Source organism: Enterobacter wuhouensis, assembly GCF_035835995.1.
Taxonomy (GTDB): domain Bacteria; phylum Pseudomonadota; class Gammaproteobacteria; order Enterobacterales; family Enterobacteriaceae; genus Enterobacter; species Enterobacter wuhouensis.
The window spans coordinates 4145090-4161806 of record NZ_CP142124.1 but is presented as its reverse complement, the minus strand read 5'-3'; the positions used below and the strand labels follow the sequence as shown (position 1 = coordinate 4161806).

The following is a 16717-nucleotide window of genomic DNA, read 5'->3' as shown; positions in this document are numbered from 1 at the left end:
CCTTCCATTGTGTTACGGCGTGAGCCGTGTTCCAGATTCATGCGGAGAACGTCTGAGGGGTGCTCCGCATACTTAAGCATAGTAAGTAAACGGGGGAATCACCAAAGTTGGTGAAAAGATTCGGAATCCTGGTAATTATCCGAACCGATGCGAAGTATCGCGCAATAATGACAGCCAGGCTGCAGGCTGGCTGTCATCTTCCTGCTGGGCAATGATGTACCCGTGCGGCAGCGTGCGGTCGAGCACAATTTTTGCCGCTGCGCTTTGCGCACTGGAATCAAATTTTATCAGCAGGACGTCGTCCTGCGGGGTGATGCTCTTAAAGCGAATGCCGTTGGCATCCAGATGATGCCAGACGGAAAAACCGTCAGGAACGCTGACGCCCTGATTCGCCGGGCGAATGGCCAGCGTGGACTCCTGCTGCTGAAGCGCCGCCCATGCCAGGAACAGGGCGCTGAACACGATCAGCGCAATCATGGCATAGGAAAAACGACGTACGACGAGCGGTGAGATAACCATCGTTAGCTCCTGGCCCCGTATTTCTTTTTCCACAGTACGTACAGCGAACCCAGCAGGCCAAACACCAGCAGCACGACCGGCAGCAGCATCAGGCACGACATCAGCTGGTCTTCATACTTCATAAAGACCGGCGTTTTACCCAGCGCATAGCCCAGCGTTGTCAGGATCAAGACCCACAGCAGGCCGCTCATCCAGTTAAAGAACTGGAAACGCGCGCTGCTCAGCCCGGAAAGCCCGGCAATGGTTGGCAACAGGGTTCTTACGAAGGCGATAAAGCGGCCAATCAGCAGCGCGGAAAGCCCGTGCTTATGGAAAAGATGATGCGCCCGCTGGTGATAATGTGCCGGCAGATGGGAGAGCCAGTTCTGCACAATGCGCGTGTTACCCAGCCATCGTCCCTGAATATAGCTCACCCAGCAGCCGAGGCTGGCGGCAACCGTCAGTAAAAAGATGGTTTGTGGGAATGCCATTGCCCCTTTGGCGCAAAGCACGCCAACCAGGACCAGCAGGCTGTCGCCGGGTAAGAAGGCAGCCGGAAGCAATCCGTTCTCAAGGAACAGGATCATAAACAAGACGAAATAGAGCATGCCAATCATGGAAGGGTTGGCCAGCGTTTCGAAATCCTGTGCCCAAAGGGCATTCAGTAGTTGGGTCAAAAGTTCCATTCAGTGTTCCTGGAAATCGGTTAACGTCACGCCTGTTATCCGGGAAAAACAGCACGGCGACATTGTTGTGATTTCATTATGGTCGCTCGCGGACACGGTAGTGTGTGGCCAACACTGTTCCCTGTTAATTGGCTGGTTAGCAAGCACTAACTTACAAAATAACGAAGTGAATCCAATTGTAACAAAGCCCAACGTTCTGCGTCACAGAATTTGCAGGGGTAAAATGATTTTGGCGTAAGCAAGGGAGGTGAGCGAGGAGTTTTACAAAGGCTGACACTATATATGTTTTGCTTACCCCCTCTCGCCGGAAGGCGCAGCGAAGCGCCTGCCGGGAGAAAAGGAAACTATTTTGCCTGACTGGCTGCAGTATCGAGATGAACGACAGGATTATCCGCAAAAAGATAGCGGTCTGCGTTAAATTCAAAGTCGTCGCTGGTTTCATTGAACAGCATCTGTTTGGTGTTTTCCAGGTGCTGCCACATGGCCAGCTTCGCGGCATGGGGATCTTTACGAATCAGTGCCTTAAGAATTTGGTCGTGATCGTCGCACCAGTTATCGACGGTGCGCAAATCGATGTGATCGTGCAGTTTTTTCCAGTACGGGTTGTGAACGCGCTGAGTCCACATTTTTTCAACAATTGCGGCCAGCGCCGTATTCTGGGTTGCCAGCGCCACCTGAACGTGAAACTGGAGGTCCCATTCGGAATCACGGAAGCATTTTTCCTTACGCGCGTTCTCCTGGATCTCCATCAGCTTCATGATGTCCTGCTTGGTCACCTGGGTTGCCGCAAACTCCGCAATGTTGCTTTCAATCAGCTGGCGAGCCTGGAGCAGCTCAAACGGACCGTAGCTGGCAAATTCCAGACTTTCGTCCGGTGCCGGGGAGTGTTTTGCCTGATTTGAAATAACGTGAATACCGGAACCTTTGCGTACCTCAACGTAGCCTTCTACTTCCAGCATGATGATGGCCTCGCGCACCACCGTGCGGCTCACGCTTTTTTCATCGGCAATGAAGCGCTCAGCGGGAAGTTTATCACCGACAAGATAGACACCTTGCTCGATGCGATCTTTCAGCTCGGCGGCAAGTTGTTGATATAAACGACGTGATTCGGTGATTTCCATATGCGCTCCAGGCAGGGTACGGCGGATGATTTGTTATACCACTTTTGCGCGCCAGTCTCCAGATTTCGCCATGAAAAAAGCCGCTACAGAGCGGCCTTTAAATGCCCGGCGGCGCTTCGCTTGCGCGGGCCTACGGGGTTTGTAGGCCGGGTAAGGCGAAGCCGCCACCCGGCACTGCAACGCTAACTCTGCGTTGCCGGCCCCCCAAGGGACTCTTTTGCCAGCTCGTCTGCGGATTTGCTTTTCAGCACCGTCCAGATGACTACCGCACCCAGCAGGTCGAAGATAGCCAGTACCGCGAACAGCGGGCTAAAGCCAATGGTATCCGCCAGGGCACCCACCACCAGCGCAAACATCGTACTTGCAGTCCAGGCGGCCATGCCGGTCAGGCCGTTGGCGGTGGCGACTTCGTTACGTCCAAACACGTCGGAAGAAAGCGTAATCAGCGCGCCGGACAGGGACTGGTGAGCAAAGCCACCGATACACAGCAGGGCGATAGCAACGTAAGGGCTGGTGAACAGGCCGATCATGCCCGGGCCAATCATCAGCAGCGCGCCCATGGTGACAACCATTTTACGGGAGACGATCAGGTTCACGCCAAACCAGCGCTGGAACAGCGGTGGCAGGTAGCCGCCCACGATACAGCCCAGGTCTGCGAACAGCATTGGCATCCAGGCGAACATCGCAATCTCTTTCAGGTTAAAGCCGTACACTTTAAACATGAACAGCGGGATCCATGCGTTGAACGTACCCCAGGCCGGTTCTGCGAGGAAGCGCGGCAGGGCGATACCCCAGAACTGACGGGTACCCAGGATCTGCCAGACGGTCATTTTTTTGCCGTTGTTGGTCTGATGCTGAGATTCCTGACCGCCAATGATGTATTCACGTTCTTCTTCAGACAGCTTTTTCTGGTCGCGCGGGTGTTTATAGAAGATCAGCCACGCCATTGCCCAGGCAAAGCTCAGGACGCCAGAGATGATGAACGCCATCTGCCAGCTGTGCATCACGATGGCCCACACCACCAGCGGCGGCGCAATCATCGCACCAATCGACGAGCCCACGTTGAAGTAGCCTACAGCGATGGAACGCTCTTTTGCCGGGAACCATTCGGAGCTTGCCTTCAGGCCCGCTGGGATCATGGCGGCTTCAGCCGCACCGACTGCACCACGCGCCAGCGCCAGGCCGCCCCAGCTGCCCGCCAGTGCGGTTGCACCGCAGAAAATCGCCCAGGCTACGGCGAAGAAGGCATAACCGATTTTGGTGCCCAGAATGTCCAGAACATAGCCTGCAACAGGCTGCATTATTGTATAAGCCGCGGAATAAGCAGCAATGATGTAGGAGTATTGCTGCGTGGAAATATGCAGCTCTTCCATTAACGTTGGAGCCGCTGCTGCCACGGTGTTACGTGTCAGGTAGCCCAGCACGGTGCCGAGCGTCACCAGTGCGATCATGTACCAACGTAACCCTTTAATTTTACGCATGTAAAACCTCATCGTTATGTTATTTCCGTGCCGGGGCACGGTAACAGCTCAACCGTTGCCGGGAGCTGCTCTGTAACGGGAGGGGCGTAACCGGGAGAACTTCCCGGAACGGCCCGAACCTTGCCATAAGTAATCGTGCATAAGTCGGTTTCCGTACCGTTAAATCCGATGTTACTCACACCGGTAATGCATTCCGTCGGCGTAGTGTTTGCGACGGCGAAAAGATAACTTGTCATACAACTTTAAAAGGTGAGTGACATCACAAAAGTGTGATTCTTTGTAAGGACATTCTGAGGCGAGATTAAAGCCAGTGCTGGCGCGGCCTGCGAGAGGGTTTACTCCGTTTGAGGTAATTTATTTGTCGACGTTTATTGATCTAACTCACGAAAAAAACTTCGGTCGGTGGAAATTGGTGTGATAACTTTGCAGCATATGAACATACGCTTTCAGACGCTCTCGTTACGAGGAAGACGATAATGACGCCGTTTATGACCGAAGATTTTCTGTTAGATACCGAATTTGCCCGCCGCCTGTACCACGACTACGCAAAAGACCAGCCGATTTTCGACTACCACTGCCACTTACCGCCGCAGCAGGTTGCCGAAAATTACCGTTTCAAAAACCTGTATGACATCTGGCTGAAGGGTGATCACTATAAATGGCGCGCGATGCGCACCAACGGCGTGGCGGAGCGCCTGTGTACCGGTGATGCGACCGACCGCGAGAAGTTCGACGCGTGGGCGGCCACCGTGCCGCATACCATCGGCAACCCACTGTACCACTGGACGCACCTCGAACTGCGCCGTCCGTTTGGCATCACCGGTAAGCTGCTCTCCCCAACCACCGCGGATGAAATCTGGGACCAGTGTAATGAGCTGCTGGCGCAGGACAACTTCTCCGCGCGCGGCATCATGAAGCAGATGAACGTGAAGATGGTCGGCACCACTGACGATCCTGTCGACTCGCTGGAGCACCACGCCGTCGTCGGTCAGGACGCCTCTTTTGACATCAAAGTGCTGCCGAGCTGGCGCCCGGATAAAGCCTTCAACATTGAGCAGGCTACCTTCAACGACTACATGGCGAAGCTGGCTGAAGTCTCTGATACCGACATCCGCCGTTTTGCCGACCTGCAGAGCGCGCTGACCAAACGTCTGGATCACTTCGCGGCGCACGGCTGTAAGGTATCTGACCACGCGCTGGACGTGGTGCTGTTTGCCGAGTCTAACGAAGCCGAGCTGGACAGCATCCTGGCGCGTCGCCTGTCCGGTGAAGCGCTGAGCGAGCATGAAGTTGCCCAGTTTAAAACCGCGGTGCTGGTCTTCCTCGGCGCGGAATATGCCCGTCGCGGCTGGGTGCAGCAGTACCACATTGGCGCGCTGCGCAATAACAACCAGCGTCAGTTCAAGCTGCTGGGCGCGGACGTGGGCTTCGACTCCATCAACGATCGCCCGCTGGCGGAAGAGCTGTCTAAGCTGCTGAGCAAACAGAACGAACAAAACCTGCTGCCGAAAACCATTCTCTACTGCCTGAACCCGCGCGATAACGAAGTGCTGGGCACCATGATCGGTAACTTCCAGGGTGAAGGTATGCCGGGCAAGATGCAGTTCGGCTCCGGCTGGTGGTTTAACGATCAGAAAGACGGCATGGAGCGTCAGATGACGCAGCTGGCGCAGCTCGGTCTGTTAAGCCGCTTTGTGGGTATGCTGACCGACAGCCGCAGCTTCCTCTCCTACACTCGCCACGAGTACTTCCGCCGCATTCTGTGCCAGATGATTGGCCGCTGGGTGCAGGCTGGTGAAGCGCCAGCGGATATCCAGCTGCTGGGCGAAATGGTGAAAAACATCTGCTTTAACAATGCGCGTGACTACTTCGCCATTGAACTGAACTAAGGCCGTTTGAGGTTGATATGCAATACATCAAAATCCATTCGCTGGATAACGTTGCCGTCGCGCTGGCAGATTTAACCGAAGGCACGGAAGTGACCTTTGACAACCAGTCGGTCACGTTACGCCAGGCCATTGGACGTGGACATAAGTTTGCCCTGATCCCCATTGCGAAAGGGGAGAACGTGGTGAAGTACGGTTTGCCCATCGGCCATGCGCTGGCGGATATTGCACCGGGTGAATACATTCACTCCCACAATACCCGTACCAACCTGAGCGATCTGGACGAGTACAGCTATCAACCTGACTTCCAGGCGGAAGCCGAGCGGGCGGCAGATCGCGAAGTGCAGATCTATCGCCGCGCCAACGGCGACGTGGGGATCCGCAACGAGCTGTGGATCCTCCCGACCGTCGGCTGCGTGAACGGGATCGCGCGTCAAATTCAGACGCGCTTTCTGAAAGAGACCAACGATGCCGAAGGCACCGACGGCGTGCATCTGTTCAGCCACACCTACGGCTGCTCCCAGCTGGGTGATGACCACATCAACACCCGCACCATGCTGCAAAACATGGTGCGCCACCCGAACGCGGGCGCGGTGCTGGTGATTGGCCTCGGCTGTGAGAACAACCAGGTCGACGCCTTCCGCGAAACGCTGGGGGAATTCGACCCCGAGCGCGTGCACTTTATGGTGTGCCAGCATCAGGACGACGAAGTGGAGGCGGGTCTTGAACAGCTGCGCCAGCTGTATGAGGTCATGCGCCACGACAGGCGCGAGCCGGGCAAGCTGAGCGAGCTGAAGTTTGGCCTGGAGTGCGGCGGATCTGACGGCCTGTCCGGGATCACCGCTAACCCAATGCTGGGCCGTTTCTCCGACTACGTCATCGCCAACGGCGGCACCACGGTGCTGACCGAAGTGCCGGAAATGTTCGGCGCGGAGCGTATTCTGATGAGCCACTGCCGCGACGAAGAGACGTTTGAGAAAACCGTCACCATGGTGAACGACTTCAAACAGTACTTCATCGCCCACAATCAGCCAATTTATGAGAACCCGTCGCCGGGTAACAAAGCGGGCGGGATCACCACGCTGGAAGAAAAATCCCTCGGCTGCACCCAGAAAGCGGGCGCGAGCCAGGTGGTTGACGTGCTGCGCTACGGTGAACGTCTCAAAACGCACGGCCTGAACCTGCTGAGCGCGCCGGGTAACGATGCGGTTGCCACCAGCGCGCTGGCCGGAGCGGGCTGTCACATGGTGCTGTTCAGCACCGGGCGCGGTACGCCGTACGGTGGGTTTGTGCCGACGGTGAAAATCGCCACCAACAGCGAGCTGGCGGCGAAGAAAAAGCATTGGATCGACTTCGATGCGGGCCAGCTGATCCACGGCAAAGCGATGCCGCAGCTGCTGACGGAGTTCGTGGATACTATCGTGGAATTTGCTAACGGCAAGCAGACCTGCAACGAGAAGAACGACTTCCGCGAGCTGGCGCTCTTTAAGAGTGGCGTGACGCTTTAATCGGTGCGGCCTGATGCCCTCACCCTGGCCCTCTCCCACGGGGAGAGGGTACAAACACTAAAAACGGCAACCTCAGGGTTGCCGTTTTGCGTTTACCCTGTAGGCCCGGTAAGGCGTAGCCGCCACCGGGCTTTTGTTTTAACTGCGCAGGGCGTTCTTCGCTAAACGCGCGTCTTCCGCCTGACAGGCCGCGGCGGTGAACAGCACGTCGGTAGAGGAGTTCAGCGCGGTTTCGCAGGAGTCCTGCAGCACGCCGATGATAAAGCCGACGGCCACAACCTGCATCGCGATCTCGTTCGGGATGCCGAACATATTGCACGCCAGCGGGATCAGCAGCAGCGAACCGCCCGCCACGCCGGATGCGCCACAGGCACACAGCGATGCCACCACGCTCAGCAGCAGCGCCGTTGGCAGATCCACCGGAATGCCCAGCGTCTGCACCGCCGCCAGCGTCAGCACGGTGATGGTGATCGCCGCGCCCGCCATGTTCACGGTTGCGCCCAGCGGAATGGAGACGGAATAGGTATCGCGGTCCAGGTTCAGCTTTTCAGCCAGCGCCATGTTGACCGGAATGTTTGCCGCAGAGCTGCGGGTGAAGAAGGCGTACACGCCGCTCTCGCGCAGGCACGTCAGCACCAGCGGATACGGGTTGCGGCGGATCTGCCAGAACACCAGCAGCGGGTTGATCACCAGCGCCACCAGCAGCATACAGCCAACCAGCACGACCAGCAGCTGCGCGTAGCCCCACAGCGCGTCAAAACCGGTGGTAGCCAGCGTGGAGGAGACCAGACCGAAGATCCCGATTGGCGCAAAGCGAATCACCAGCTTCACCATGAAGGTCACGGCGTTGGACAAATCGTTGACCAGATTTTTGGTGGTGTCGTTACCGTGACGCAGCGCGAAGCCCAGGCCAATTGCCCAGACCAGGATGCCAATGTAGTTGCCGCTCATCAGCGCGGTGACGGGGTTAGAGACCATGCTCATCAGCAGGCCGCGCAGCACTTCTACAATGCCGGACGGCGGGGTGATGTCACCGGCCGCGCTGGTCAGGTGCAGCGTGGACGGGAACAGGAAGCTAAACACCACGGCCGTTAAGGCCGCAGAGAAGGTCCCCAGCAGATACAGGAACAGAATAGGGCGAATGTTGGTTTTTTGTCCGTGCTGGTGGTTGGCAATTGAGGCCATGACCAGCATCAGAACCAGTACCGGTGCAACGGCTTTCAATGCACCCACGAACAGCGTCCCGAGCAGCCCCGTCGCTTCTGCCGCTGGCTTTGACACCATCGCCAGCAGGATCCCCAGTACCAGCCCTACCAGAATTTGTTTAACCAGGCTGCCCTGTGCCAGGCGCGCAAAAAGCCCCGTTGATTTTGTGCTCATACATTATTCCTGAGTGAAATTGCGTTCCATCCCGGATGTGCTCTAAGTCACATTTATGTCCGGATGTAAGTAAATGTTTGCCTGGTCGAGTATAGGGAAAGCGCGTACGGAGGGAAGCGTAAAATGCTGGATTTTACGTGTTGCGTCATGTTTTTTAACTATTGGTTAACGAAAATGCCGGGTGGCGCTGCGCTTTTCACCCTCTCCCTGTGGGAGAGGGCCGGGGTGAGGGAATTACTCCGCCTGCTGCTTCTTATCGTGCTGCCGGTTAACCCAGGTATTGATAATCAGCGTCACGATCAGAATGCCAAACACCACGCCGAGCGAAATGGCGATCGGGATATGGTAGAAATCGACGATCAGCATCTTGATACCGATAAACACCAGGATCACCGACAGGCCGTACTTCAGCATCGAGAAGCGCTCCGCCGCGCCCGCCAGCAGGAAATACATGGCACGCAGGCCGAGGATCGCGAACAGGTTTGAGGTCAGGACGATGAACGGGTCGGTCGTTACCGCGAAGATTGCCGGGATGCTGTCGACCGCGAAAATCACGTCGCTCAGCTCAACCAGAATCAGCACCAGCAGCAGCGGGGTGGCGAACAGCAGGCCGTTCTTGCGCACGAAGAAGTGCTCGGTTTCGATCTTGTCCGTCATGCGCAGGTGGCTGCGGATCCACTTCACCAGCGGCTTCTCGCCAATGCCGGTTTCGTCTTCTTTCGCCAGCGCCATTTTGATACCGGTGAACAGCAGGAACGCGCCAAAGACGTACAGCAGCCATTCGAACTGGGTAATCAGCCAGCTGCCGGCGAAGATCATGATGGTACGCAGGATGATCGCGCCCAGCACGCCGTAGACCAGCACGCGACGCTGCAGGGCAGCCGGTACGGCAAAGTAGCTGAACAGCATCAGCCAGACGAAGACGTTATCAACCGCCAGGGCTTTTTCAATCAGATAGCCGGTGAGGAAGGCGAGCGCCTGGGGATCGGCCACCGCGCGGCCTTCGGTCGAGGCCAGATACCACCAGAAGGCGGCGCAGAACAGCAGGGAGAGGGTGACCCAGACCAGCGACCAGGCCGCAGCCTGTTTGATGCTCATGCCGTGCGCGCCGCGACGACCCTGCAAAAAGAGGTCTATCGCCAGCATGATGAGCACGACAACCGCGAATCCGCCCCACAACATTGGAGTGCCGACAGAATGCATACTATTTTCCTTACACATAAAAAACAAAAACGGCCATGGTCAGAAGACGATAGCCGTTAGCTTTTTATGCATAGACCTCGCCTTCCGGCAAGGTCTCACTTACAACCACGAAGGTTGCCCGGCGACCGGATGCGGTATTGCACGCATCGTAATGACGATCCACCGGCGAAGAAGTTACTCCCCTTTGCAGGTAACAAAATATGTCAGACCATCGGTTTCGTCAATGGTCTGCACGGTTTCATTACACAGCTTTACGCGATCGCTTCCGCGCCTACGCCGTCTGCCGGGAACACCACGCCGGTCTGGCGGCGGATCTCCGTCTGCAGCTTCGCCGTCGTGCGGCTCACCGCGAGGCCCGGGTGATTCACTTCGTTGTCTTCCACCAGACGGGCGAAGACCTCTGCCTCATAGAGCATAGTGTTTATATGCTGAGGCTGCGTCAGCTCCTGCGCTTTGCCCCCGCGCGGCACAATGCTCACCTTCTGGCATTCTGAGATCTTTTCGACCACCAGCGATCCCGCTTCGCCCTGAATCTCGCTTGGCAGCACTGAATCGCTCACCTTCGAGTGCTGCAGGGTGACGCTGAAATCACCGTAGTCCAGCACCACTAGCCCGTGCGCATCCACGCCGCTCTCCAACAGGCTGGCGGTGGCCGTCACGCCGTGCGGTTCGCCCCACAGTGCAACCGCAGAGGCCAGGCAGTAAAAACCGATATCCATAATCGAGCCGTTCGAGAAGGCCGGGTTAAAGGTGTTCGGGTTCTCGCCGTCGAGATAGCGCTGGTAGCGCGACGAATATTGGCAGTAGTTGATAAAGGCTTTACGCACTTTGCCAATTTTCGGCAGGGACTGCTGCAGCAGCAGGAAATTCGGCAGGCTGGCGGTTTTGAACGCTTCGAACAGCACCACCTGGTTTTCGCGGGCAAGCGCAATGGCGGCTTCCACTTCCTGGATATTAGAGGCCAGCGGCTTCTCGCAAATCACATGCTTTTTATGGCTGAGGAACAGCTTCGTTTGCGGGAAGTGCAGGGAGTTCGGGCTGGCGATATACACCGCGTCAATGGCGTCGCTTTGCGCCATCTCGTCGAGCGAGGTGAACAGATGTTCAACGAGGTAGTCGTTAGCAAAACTCTGCGCCTGCTCGAGGCTGCGGGAATAGACTGCGGTGAGCTTGTATTTGCCGGTCTCGTGGGCGGCGTCGACGAACTGGCGCGTGATCCAGTTCGTTCCAATGACTGCGAAACGTATCATAAACGTTTACGTACTCCGTAGCTGGGAACCTTTAGCCACTGTAGCACGGGATTATTGCAAAACCAGTGCGCTATTCCGCATTACCTTTTAACGATAAATGCGTAAGCCACAGGCGGGTATCAAACTCGAGCTGGTGGTACTGCGGCTCCATGTGGCAGCACAGGGAATAGAACGCTTTGTCGTGCTCTTTCTCTTTCAGATGCGCCAGCTCATGAACCACGATCATCCGCAGAAAGGCTTCCGGCGCGTTTCGGAATACGGTCGCCACGCGGATCTCCGCTTTGGCTTTCAGCTTGCCGCCCTGCACGCGGGAGATGGCGGTATGCAGGCCGAGCGCATTTTTCAGCACGTGGATCTTATTGTCGTACATCACCTTGTTGATCGGCGGCGCGCTCCTGAGATACCGGTTTTTCAGATCCTGCGTATACTGCCAGAGCGCCTTATCGGTCGCGAAATCGTGCGTGCCGGGATAGCGTTTTTCCAGCACCGTGCCGAGCTTCTGCTCGGCAATCAGGCTGCGAACCTGAGTCAGTAAATGCTCCGGGTAGCCCTGGAGATAAGTAAGTTGGTTCATCAACGCCCCAAATCGACAATAAAACGGGTATACTCACGCACCCTTTTCAGGGATACGCCAAATTTTATCATTCAGGAGGGCCGATGAGCCACTTAGACAACGGTTTCCGTTCACTCAACCTTAAACGTTTCCCGGAAACGGACGACGTTAACCCGCTCATGGCGTGGGAAGCGGCGGATGAATATCTGCTGCAGCAGTTGGATGAGACTGAAATCCGCGGCCCGGTTTTGATCCTGAATGACGCGTTTGGCGCGCTGGGCTGCGCCCTGGCGGAGCACACGCCTTACAGCATCGGCGATTCCTACCTGAGCGAGCTGGCGACGCGTGAAAACCTGCGCCATAACGACATCGAAGAGTCCAGCGTGAAGTTCCTCGACAGCACCGCGGACTACCCGCAGGCGCCGGGCGTGGTGCTGATAAAAGTGCCAAAAACCATGGCGCTGCTGGAGCAACAGCTTCGCGCGCTGCGTAAGGTCGTGACGCCGGAAACGCGCATTATCGCGGGCGCCAAAGCGCGCGATATTCACACCTCGACGCTGGAGCTGTTCGAGAAAGTCCTCGGCCCGACCACCACGACGCTGGCCTGGAAAAAAGCGCGCCTGATCAACTGTACCTTTAGCGCGCCGGAGCTGGCCGACGCGCCAGAAACCCTGAGCTGGAACCTGGAAGGGACCGACTGGACCATCCACAATCATGCGAACGTCTTCTCCCGTACCGGTCTGGATATCGGCGCGCGTTTCTTTATGGAACATCTGCCGGAAAACCTGGAAGGTGAAATCGTCGATCTGGGCTGCGGTAACGGCGTGATTGGCCTGACGCTGCTGGCGAAGAACCCGGACGCCAGCGTGGTGTTCAGCGATGAGTCGCCAATGGCGGTGGCCTCCAGCCGTCTGAACGTGGAAACCAACATGCCGGAAGCGCTGGACCGCTGCGAGTTTATGATCAACAACGCGCTGTCGGGCGTAGAGCCGTTCCGCTTCAACGCGGTGTTCTGCAACCCGCCGTTCCACCAGAAGCACGCCCTGACGGATAACGTCGCCTGGGAGATGTTCCACCACGCGCGCCGCTGCCTGAAAATCAACGGCGAGCTGTACATCGTGGCGAACCGCCACCTGGACTACTTCCACAAGCTGAAGAAGATTTTCGGCAACTGCGTCACCGTTGCGACCAATAACAAGTTTGTGGTGCTGAAAGCGGTGAAGCTGGGACGTCGTCGGTAAGATCGTTTTGCCTGGCGGCGCTTCGCTTGCACAGGCCTACGGTTTTGTAGGCCCGGTAAGCGCAGCGCCACCGGGCGAGAAATCAAATCGCTAATGCCAATGTTGTCCCCTGCGCAATGGCCCGCCGCGCGTCCAGCTCCATCGCCACATCGCACCCGCCGATCAAATGCACCGTTTTACCGGCTTCGCGCAGCGGATCGGCCAGATCGCGCTTCGGCTCCTGCCCGGCACATAGAATGACATTATCCACGCCCAGCAGCCGCGGCTCGCCGCCGATCGTGACGTGCAAGCCCTCATCGTCGATCTTCTGGTAGCTCACCGCCGGGATCATCTTCACCCCGCGCGAGAGCAGGGTGGCGCGGTGGATCCAGCCCGTGGTTTTGCCCAGCCCTTCGCCCGGCTTGCTGGCCTTACGCTGGAGCATCACGATCTGGCGCGGGCTTTTCGGCAGCTGCGGCCCTTCCGGGCGCAATCCGCCGGACTGGCTCAGGCTGGTGTCGATACCCCATTCCACGCAAAACTCGGCGATGTTCTGGCTGGTGGCCTCGCCCGGCTGGCTTAAGTACATGGCGGTATCAAAGCCGATCCCGCCGCAGCCGATAATCGCCACCTTCTCGCCAACCGGCGTTTTGTCACGCAATACGTCCAGATAGCTCAATACCTTCGGATGATCGATACCCTCGATCGCAGGCGTGCGCGGGGCGATCCCGCTCGCCAGGATCACCTCATCGAAACCGAGCAGATCCGAAGCATTCACAAAGCGGCTGAGCTGCAGTTCCACGCCCGTAACCTCGATCATCCGGCGGTAGTAGCGCAGCGTTTCATAGAACTCCTCTTTGCCGGGGATCTGTTTGGCGATATTAAACTGCCCGCCGATCTCCGCCAGCGCATCAAACAGCGTCACGCTGTGCCCGCGCGAGGCAGCATTGACCGCAAATGCCAGCCCCGCCGGGCCAGCGCCCACCACGGCCAGGCATTTTTTATTCACCGCCGGAACGATCGGCATTTTAGTTTCGTGGCAGGCGCGCGGGTTAACGAGACAGGAGGTGACCTTGCCGACGAAGATCTGATCCAGGCAGGCCTGGTTACAGCCGATGCAGGTGTTGATCTCGTCCGCACGGCCGCTTTGCGCTTTGGAAAGCAGCTCGGCATCCGCGAGGAACGGACGCGCCATCGACACCATATCGGCGTCGCCGCGCGAAATCACATCGTCCGCCACCTGCGGATCGTTAATGCGGTTGGTGGTGACCAGCGGAACAGACACTTTGCCCTTCAGCCTGCGCGTTACCCAGCTGAACGCCGCGCGCGGCACCGGCGTGGCGATGGTCGGGATGCGCGCCTCGTGCCAGCCGATGCCGGTGTTGATAATGGTGGCACCTGCGGCTTCAATCGCCTGCGCCAGCTGCACGGTTTCGTCGAACGTCCCGCCGCCTTCCACCAGGTCGAGCATCGACAGGCGGAAGACGATAATAAAGTCCGCGCCCGCACGTTCGCGCACCGCGCGCACCACCTCCACGGCAAAGCGCATCCGGCGGGCATAGTCGCCGCCCCATTCGTCGTCGCGCTGGTTGGTGCGGGCGGCGAGGAATTCGTTAATTAGATAGCCTTCTGAGCCCATCACCTCAACGCCGTCGTAGCCCGCCTCGCGCGCCAGCGCCGCGCAGCGGGCGAAGTCGTCAATTAACGCCAGGATCTCGTCGTGGGTCAGTGCGTGAGGTTTAAAACGGTTAATCGGTGCCTGAAGGGCCGACGGTGCGACCAGACTCGGCTGATAGCTGTAGCGCCCGGTGTGCAGGATCTGCAGGGCGATTTTGCCGCCTTCTTTATGCACCGCGTCGGTCACGATCCGATGGTGCGCAAGCTGTGATGCATCGTTCAGCACCGCGCCGCCCTCCATCGTCACCCCAGAAGGGGCAGGGGCCACGCCGCCGGTCACAATCAGCGCCACCCCGTGGCGCGCGCGCTCGGCATAGAAGGCCGCCAGACGCTCGGCCCCGTCCGGACGCTCTTCCAGCCCGGTGTGCATCGAGCCCATCAGCACGCGGTTTTTGAGGGTGGTGAACCCCAGATCGAGAGGGGCGAATAACGACGGGTAGCGGCTCATAGTCTCTTCCAGTGTAAAATTATTGTTATGTGGTCGGATGAGTTACTAATTTAGCCAGCGGCAGCGGAAAGGTAAAAGCGGGATCGAATGATTGTGATAGATCTCAAAGAACTTCACCCCTCACCCTAACCCTCTCCCCGGAGGGGAGAGGGGACTGGCCGGTGCGGCCTTAAAGAATCGGCTCGATCAGGTTTTTTCCCTCTCCCCTTAGGGGAGAGGGGCAGGGTGAGGGGTTTGGGTTTTTACTAGCCCCGGTGCCTGCCACATCGACGTCGTCAGCCCGCTGTCCACCAGCCCCAGCTGGTCGGCGTACACCGCCTGCCACTTCTGCATCATGCCGTCGTACAGCTCGCGGTGCTGCGGGTTCGGCGTGAACTCGCGGCTCCACTTCACCAGGCGCTCGCCCGTCGAGGCCATATCCGCAAATAGCCCCGCGCCAGCACCTGCCGCGATGGCACAGCCGAGCGCCGTCGCCTCTTTCACCTCCGGCACGCGCACCGGCAGCCCGGTGACGTCGCTTAAGATCTGGCTCCACAGGGCGCCCTTAGCCCCGCCGCCCGCAAACACCAGGCTCTCAAACGTCACGCCGGAGAAGCGCGAAATCTGCGCCAGGTTGCAGGCCGAGACGATCGCCGCATTCTCCTCCAGGGCGCGGAACAGCGTCGCTTTGTTGCACTTTTCCGGGTCGATGGAGAGGTTAATAAACGACGGCGCGGCGTGGTACCACTGCTTAAAATGCATCGCGTCGGAAAATATCGGCATTACCCCGTGGGAGCCCGCCGGCACGCGGCTCGCCATCTCTTCCAGCAGGGAATAGGTGTCCATCCCCATCCGTTCGGCTATCAGCTTCTCTTCAGCGCAGAAGGCGTCGCGGAACCAGCGCATGGTCAGCCCGGTGAAGAAGCTGATCGACTCCGCCTGCGCCATGCCGGGAATCACGTGCGGGTTCACGCGGATGTTCATCTCGGGGTCGGTGCGCACCTGCGGCAGGTTGACGACCTGTTGCCAGAAGGTGCCGCCCAGCACTGCGGTTTGCCCGGCGCGGACCACGCCCAGCCCCAGACAGCCCAGCTGCACGTCGCCGCCGCCCATCACCACCGGGGTGCCTTCGCGCAGGCCGCTCTGCAGCGCGGCCTCTCTGGTGACAGCGCCCAGCACGGTGCCGGTCTCTTTCACCGGGGAGAGGATATCGGCGCGCAGCCCGGCCATGTCGAGCAGCGCCGGGCGCCAGTCGCGGGAGAAGAGATCCAGCATGCCCGTCGTGCCTGCGTTCGACGGATCAACCGCCAGCTCGCCGGAGAGCTTCGCCGCCAGCCAGTCGCTGATCATGGTGATGGTCGCGGCCCTGCGGTAGATGTCCGGGCGATGGTGCGCCAGCCACAGCAGGCGCGGCATGGCGCTCAGCGCCAGCGTCTGGCCGGAAACGTCATACACTTCGGATTCAAAACGGTCGTTGTGGATCTCTTTGAGTTCGGCCACTTCGCGGCTGGCGCGGGCGTCGACGTTGGCGCAGGCCCAGATGGCCTCGCCGTTGCGGTCGTACAGCACGATCCCTTCGCGCATCGAGCAGCATGCAACGGACTGAATGTCCGCCGCGCTCAGGCGCGCGCGCTCCAGCGCCTGATGAATGCACCGGCAGGCCAGCTGCCAGTTGGTCTCGAGGTCGAACTCCATCGACCCCGGCACGTTCTCCACGCTCAGGTGCTTCCACTCGGCCTGGCCGACGGCAATCTGGTTGCCCTGTAAATCGAAAATAACGGCGCGAACGCTGCCTGTCCCTGCATCTAACGCTAAAAGGTAACTCAT

The 16717-nt window shown here is 58.5% G+C and carries 13 protein-coding genes; 3 read left to right on the top strand and 10 right to left on the bottom strand.

Annotation, left to right across the window (positions count from 1 at the left end; all coding sequences use genetic code 11):
• Positions 1 to 135: 135 nt before the first annotated feature.
• From mzrA to VPX56_RS19765, 4 genes are all read right to left on the bottom strand, one after another.
• Complete coding sequence (mzrA, locus tag VPX56_RS19780) at positions 136 to 519, bottom strand: EnvZ/OmpR regulon moderator MzrA (RefSeq protein WP_131633435.1); 384 nt, start codon at positions 517 to 519, stop codon at positions 136 to 138.
• 2 nt (positions 520 to 521) lie between these two features.
• Positions 522 to 1184 (bottom strand): DedA family general envelope maintenance protein YqjA, encoded by a 663-nt coding sequence (gene yqjA / locus VPX56_RS19775; protein WP_131633436.1) that lies wholly within the window; start codon positions 1182 to 1184, stop codon positions 522 to 524.
• A 344-nt stretch (positions 1185 to 1528) separates the two neighbouring features.
• Entirely contained in the window at positions 1529 to 2305 is a 777-nt protein-coding gene (gene exuR, locus VPX56_RS19770) for a transcriptional regulator ExuR (protein WP_131633437.1), read from the bottom strand.
• A 182-nt stretch (positions 2306 to 2487) separates the two neighbouring features.
• Positions 2488 to 3786 (bottom strand): MFS transporter, encoded by a 1299-nt coding sequence (locus tag VPX56_RS19765; protein WP_131633438.1) that lies wholly within the window; start codon positions 3784 to 3786, stop codon positions 2488 to 2490.
• A 476-nt stretch (positions 3787 to 4262) separates the two neighbouring features.
• Here VPX56_RS19765 and uxaC point away from each other — a divergent pair, with 476 nt between their 5' ends.
• Both uxaC and VPX56_RS19755 read left to right on the top strand, forming a co-directional pair.
• Positions 4263 to 5675 (top strand): glucuronate isomerase, encoded by a 1413-nt coding sequence (gene uxaC / locus VPX56_RS19760; RefSeq protein ID WP_326468489.1) that lies wholly within the window; start codon positions 4263 to 4265, stop codon positions 5673 to 5675.
• 17 nt (positions 5676 to 5692) lie between these two features.
• The gene (locus VPX56_RS19755; RefSeq protein WP_131633440.1) at positions 5693 to 7180 is read left to right on the top strand and encodes a UxaA family hydrolase; all 1488 of its coding nucleotides are present in this window, start codon (positions 5693 to 5695) and stop codon (positions 7178 to 7180) included.
• 138 nt (positions 7181 to 7318) lie between these two features.
• On the opposite strand, the gene sstT is transcribed toward VPX56_RS19755, so the two are convergent.
• The 4 genes from sstT to VPX56_RS19735 all read right to left on the bottom strand — a co-directional run bounded on the left by sstT (position 7319) and on the right by VPX56_RS19735 (position 11587).
• Positions 7319 to 8560 carry a serine/threonine transporter SstT gene (gene sstT, locus VPX56_RS19750; RefSeq protein WP_263610443.1) on the bottom strand — a complete coding sequence of 414 codons (1242 nt, stop codon included), beginning with the start codon at positions 8558 to 8560 and terminating at the stop codon, positions 7319 to 7321.
• A gap of 234 nt (positions 8561 to 8794) precedes the next feature.
• Positions 8795 to 9763, bottom strand: coding sequence for a TerC family protein (locus VPX56_RS19745; protein ID WP_326468486.1), 969 nt, complete (start codon positions 9761 to 9763; stop codon positions 8795 to 8797).
• A 251-nt stretch (positions 9764 to 10014) separates the two neighbouring features.
• Positions 10015 to 11013 carry a Gfo/Idh/MocA family protein gene (locus VPX56_RS19740; RefSeq protein WP_131633443.1) on the bottom strand — a complete coding sequence of 333 codons (999 nt, stop codon included), beginning with the start codon at positions 11011 to 11013 and terminating at the stop codon, positions 10015 to 10017.
• Between the two features lie 70 nt (positions 11014 to 11083).
• The gene (locus tag VPX56_RS19735) at positions 11084 to 11587 is read right to left on the bottom strand and encodes a M48 family metallopeptidase (RefSeq protein ID WP_326468483.1); all 504 of its coding nucleotides are present in this window, start codon (positions 11585 to 11587) and stop codon (positions 11084 to 11086) included.
• An 83-nt stretch (positions 11588 to 11670) separates the two neighbouring features.
• On the opposite strand from VPX56_RS19735, the gene rlmG reads away from it, so the two are divergent.
• Complete coding sequence (gene rlmG / locus VPX56_RS19730) at positions 11671 to 12807, top strand: 23S rRNA (guanine(1835)-N(2))-methyltransferase RlmG (RefSeq protein WP_326468481.1); 1137 nt, start codon at positions 11671 to 11673, stop codon at positions 12805 to 12807.
• 82 nt (positions 12808 to 12889) lie between these two features.
• On the opposite strand, the gene VPX56_RS19725 is transcribed toward rlmG, so the two are convergent.
• Entirely contained in the window at positions 12890 to 14911 is a 2022-nt protein-coding gene (locus tag VPX56_RS19725; RefSeq protein ID WP_326468479.1) for an NADPH-dependent 2,4-dienoyl-CoA reductase, read from the bottom strand.
• Positions 14912 to 15118: 207 nt separating this feature from the next.
• Positions 15119 to 16717, bottom strand: a complete 1599-nt coding sequence (gene lsrK / locus VPX56_RS19720; protein WP_326468477.1) for an autoinducer-2 kinase — start codon at positions 16715 to 16717, stop codon at positions 15119 to 15121.

Bases quoted from the DNA above. Each gene is read 5' to 3' on its own strand.
- mzrA (WP_131633435.1), bottom strand. From the start codon at position 519: ATGGTTATCTCACCGCTCGTCGTACGTCGTTTTTCCTATGCCATGATT.
- VPX56_RS19755 (WP_131633440.1), top strand. From the start codon at position 5,693: ATGCAATACATCAAAATCCATTCGCTGGATAACGTTGCCGTCGCGCTG.
- VPX56_RS19735 (WP_326468483.1), bottom strand. From the start codon at position 11,587: ATGAACCAACTTACTTATCTCCAGGGCTACCCGGAGCATTTACTGACT.
- sstT (WP_263610443.1), bottom strand. From the start codon at position 8,560: ATGAGCACAAAATCAACGGGGCTTTTTGCGCGCCTGGCACAGGGCAGC.
- lsrK (WP_326468477.1), bottom strand. From the start codon at position 16,717: ATGAGTTACCTTTTAGCGTTAGATGCAGGGACAGGCAGCGTTCGCGCC.
- VPX56_RS19725 (WP_326468479.1), bottom strand. From the start codon at position 14,911: ATGAGCCGCTACCCGTCGTTATTCGCCCCTCTCGATCTGGGGTTCACC.
- rlmG (WP_326468481.1), top strand. From the start codon at position 11,671: ATGAGCCACTTAGACAACGGTTTCCGTTCACTCAACCTTAAACGTTTC.
- VPX56_RS19740 (WP_131633443.1), bottom strand. From the start codon at position 11,013: ATGATACGTTTCGCAGTCATTGGAACGAACTGGATCACGCGCCAGTTC.
- VPX56_RS19745 (WP_326468486.1), bottom strand. From the start codon at position 9,763: ATGCATTCTGTCGGCACTCCAATGTTGTGGGGCGGATTCGCGGTTGTC.
- yqjA (WP_131633436.1), bottom strand. From the start codon at position 1,184: ATGGAACTTTTGACCCAACTACTGAATGCCCTTTGGGCACAGGATTTC.
- uxaC (WP_326468489.1), top strand. From the start codon at position 4,263: ATGACGCCGTTTATGACCGAAGATTTTCTGTTAGATACCGAATTTGCC.
- exuR (WP_131633437.1), bottom strand. From the start codon at position 2,305: ATGGAAATCACCGAATCACGTCGTTTATATCAACAACTTGCCGCCGAG.
- VPX56_RS19765 (WP_131633438.1), bottom strand. From the start codon at position 3,786: ATGCGTAAAATTAAAGGGTTACGTTGGTACATGATCGCACTGGTGACG.